The organism is Mycobacterium innocens (assembly GCF_900566055.1).
Lineage (GTDB): Bacteria > Actinomycetota > Actinomycetes > Mycobacteriales > Mycobacteriaceae > Mycobacterium > Mycobacterium innocens.
Genome location: NZ_UPHQ01000238.1, coordinates 1 through 3252 on the forward strand (window position 1 = coordinate 1; position 3252 = coordinate 3252).

Below are 3252 nucleotides of genomic sequence, written 5' to 3' on the forward strand. Positions count from 1 at the left end.
CGAGTACCCCAAGGGAATCAAGGTCAGCGACAAGCAGATTCGCGAACTGGAAGCCCGAGCCATCACCCGGCACGACTGGCACGGCGAATGGAACTACACCGTGACCGGCCCACCGCGGGCGCCGTAAGCACCGCCCGACGGTCAAATGCGCGTGTTATTTCCTCGCAAGTCCCTTAGTTGGCGACCGAGCGCACTGCCGCCCGCACACCATTGGCCCGCCGCCAGCAGTAGAGCGTCTGTGTGAGTGTGGATGAAAAACCCGGACCAGCGGGCGGCATCAGCTTTCGTTGATGGCTTGTTCGGGGCAGCATTCGATGGCCTCCCGGGTAGCTGCCTCTAATTCCGTTGGGACATCGGATGTTATCGCCACCGAGTAGCCGTCTTCGGTCAGGCTGAACACCTCGGGGCAAAGTGTGACGCATACACCATGGCCGCGACAGCACTGGTCGTCAACCGAAACTTTCATGCCGGCGTGAACTCCAGGTGCAGCTCGGTCAGGCCGCGCAGGATATAGGTCGGAACATATTGGTAACGACGGTCATTCGCCAGACCATGCTCACGCTCGCAGATCCTGATGTCCGACGTCCGGTCGAGCAGCCGCTCGACGGCCACCCGGGTTTCGGCTCGCGCCAGCGGTGCTCCGGGACAGCTGTGGATCCCCCGTCCGAACGAGAGATGTTGCCGGGCGTTCTTGCGGGCGGGATCGAACGTCGTTGGCTCGTCGAACCGGCGCGGATCGCGGTTGGCCGCCGCCTGCAAAACCATCACGGTGGTACCCGCCGGCAGGTCGACTCCACCGACCGTGGTGGGCACCCGGGACAAGCGGAAGTCCCCCTTGACCGGGCTCTCGATCCGCAGCGCTTCTTCGATGAAATTCGGGATCAGGCTTCGGTCCTTGCGCAACCGCTCCTGGATGTCTCGGCGCTCCCCGATGGTCTGCAATGCCGCACCCAACAGCCGCACGGTCGTTTCCTGGCCCGCTGAGAAGACGTTGCACGCAACCCGGGCCACGTCTTGCACGTCGGGAACCGAGCCGTCCGGGAATGTCGCGGTGGCCAGGCTGGTGAGCACGTCGTCGCGTGGTTCGCGGCGGCGATCACGGATGTAATCGGCGAAGGTCCCGTAAAGAAATGCCAGCGGGTTGTGGGCCAACGACTCCTTGCCCGTGCCCCCGACGCCGCCGCCCGAATGGTGGCGGATGTTCTTGACGAACTGATCGCGATCTTCCTCGGGCACTCCCAGCAGGTCGGCGATGACCAGCAGCGTGAACGGGCCCGCGAAACCCTTGATGAATTCGCCTTCTCCCGGTGCCAGGAACCCGTCGAGCACCCGGTCCGCGAGCACCCACATTGCATCCTCGTTCTCCTTGAGCCGCTTGGGGGTGATCAGCCGCATCAGCAGGGCGCGGTGGTTGGTGTGTGTCGGCGGGTCGAGGGTCGGGAGCTGGTCGCTGAATGGCAGCTTGTCCCGGTGCTGCTCGATCAGCTCGGTGACGTCGGTAATATCGTCGCCCTCAAGCGGTACCGGAAAGCCGGGAAACGGGCCGGTCACCGAGATGCACGACGAGAACGTCTCGGCGTCGTTCAACACGCCGACGGCCTCGTCCCAGCCAGTCACCATGGTGACGCCGTGGTGGTGTTCGCGGGCGACGGGACACTGCTGCCGAAGGGCCTCGTAGTAGGGGTAGGGATTCTCGACAAGCCGGTCGTCACGGAAGAAATCCATCTCGGCGAAGTCGCTCATGAGAACCTCCCTCTCATAGATGAGTATGACATTTCCACAGCGCGTCGCCAACGTCAATGCGGCCCGTCGCCGAGAGTGAACTGAGCTTCTTCGACCATCGCCTGGCCGGCCTGACCGATCTGCCCCGGACAGGACGGCCCCCGACTTTTCCACCCTGACGTCGTGGTCGCCATCAAGGCGCTGGCCCGCGAGCTCCCGGCGAAAGCCGACAAATCCCAACCGCTGGGCCCCGCTGGCAGTGCCCCGATCTGGCCCGCGCCGCCGTCGAGCAAGGCCTCGCCGCCTCGATTTCGGGCACCACGAGCTGGCGCTGGCTCAGCGCCGCACCGCGCCAAGGCCTTTGGCCGGGCCGAGGAGGAGACCACCGGCATCGACCCCTTCGACCGTCTCGTCGACCAGGTCATGACCACTGAGCCCCACACCTCCGCGCGACGGGTGTTCTGGGTGGTCAGCAATTGCTCCTCCCATGCGGCAAGGCCGCCATCGACCGGCTCGAAGACCGCTGGCAGTGGAAATCTATCTCTCCGTCGTGCAACGTAAAGTCGTCTCACCCCAACGACTTCCACACCCTCGAAGACGTCGTCACGCCGTTCGACTTTCAGCAGTTACGAACAGGTCGCCACACCGTTCGTACGGAAGTTCACCAAAAACGATCTAAACGCACGACTTGAACGTATCGCCGGCCACGATGACGCCGCCCGCACCGTCGCCGCCTGACCCGGCAACCAATACGGCGCCGAAATTCCGTGCGGCGCTTGGGTAATTCCCGCGAACGCCCTGGGACCTGTGCGAAACCCGAGACGCGCCGCGTTGACCGCGTTATCCTCCGACAATCGATCGGAGGACGACCATGTCGTTTATGCTCGCAACCCCAGAGATGATGACAGTAGCTGCATCGGACCTGGCCAGCATCAGATCGGCGATCAGCGCCGCGAGCGCGGCGGCATTGGCCCCCACGGCGCAAGTGCAAGCGGCGGCCGCCGATGAGATATCGATGGCGATCTCGGCGCTGTTCGGCGAGCACGCCCTGTCGTATCAGGCGGTCAGCGCGCAGGCGACGGCGTTTCACGACCAGTTCGTGCAGGCCTTGACCTCCGGTGGCAGCTCGTATGCCAGCGCCGAGGCCGCCAACGTCCAGCAGAGCCTGCTGGACGCGATCAATGCGCCCACCCAGACGCTGCTGGGGCGCCCACTGATCGGCAACGGCGCCGACGGGACGGCGGCCAACCCCAATGGCGGGGCCGGTGGGCTGTTATACGGCAACGGCGGCACCGGCTTTTCCCAAACGACCGACGGGGCGGCCGGTGGTAGCGGCGGGTCCGCCGGGCTGATCGGCAACGGCGGGGGCGGCGGCAACGGCGGTGCCGGCGCGAACGGCGGCGCCGGCGGAAACGGCGGCTGGCTGCACGGCAGCGGCGGGGCCGGCGGCAACGGCGGCGCGGCGCTGCTCGACGGCGGCGGCAACGGCGGCAGCGGTGGGGCCGGCGGCAGCGCCGGGCTGTGGGGTAA

Annotated in this window: 4 protein-coding genes; 2 read left to right on the forward strand and 2 right to left on the reverse strand. The window is 65.9% G+C overall.

Going from position 1 to position 3252, the window contains the following annotated elements; all coding sequences use genetic code 11:
• Positions 1-16 precede the first annotated feature (16 nt).
• Positions 17-127: a hypothetical protein gene (locus EET03_RS31910; RefSeq protein WP_482805330.1), complete on the forward strand. Its 111-nt coding sequence runs from the start codon at positions 17-19 to the stop codon at positions 125-127.
• A gap of 150 nt (positions 128-277) precedes the next feature.
• Here the strand turns inward: EET03_RS31910 and EET03_RS22900 are convergent, their stop codons facing one another.
• Positions 278-466: a ferredoxin gene (locus tag EET03_RS22900; RefSeq protein WP_082274570.1), complete on the reverse strand. Its 189-nt coding sequence runs from the start codon at positions 464-466 to the stop codon at positions 278-280.
• Complete coding sequence (locus EET03_RS22905; protein WP_099194396.1) at positions 463-1743, reverse strand: cytochrome P450; 1281 nt, start codon at positions 1741-1743, stop codon at positions 463-465. Before EET03_RS22905 ends, EET03_RS22900 begins: the two co-directional genes overlap by 4 nt.
• An 850-nt stretch (positions 1744-2593) precedes the next feature.
• Here EET03_RS22905 and EET03_RS22910 point away from each other — a divergent pair.
• Positions 2594-3252: PE family protein (locus EET03_RS22910; protein WP_136625755.1), on the forward strand; the 659-nt coding region annotated here is incomplete at its 3' end.

What these genes read in the sequence shown, in the direction of transcription:
- EET03_RS22905 (WP_099194396.1), bottom strand. Translation starts at nt 1,743, where the DNA reads ATGAGCGACTTCGCCGAGATGGATTTCTTCCGTGACGACCGGCTTGTC.
- EET03_RS22900 (WP_082274570.1), bottom strand. Translation starts at nt 466, where the DNA reads ATGAAAGTTTCGGTTGACGACCAGTGCTGTCGCGGCCATGGTGTATGC.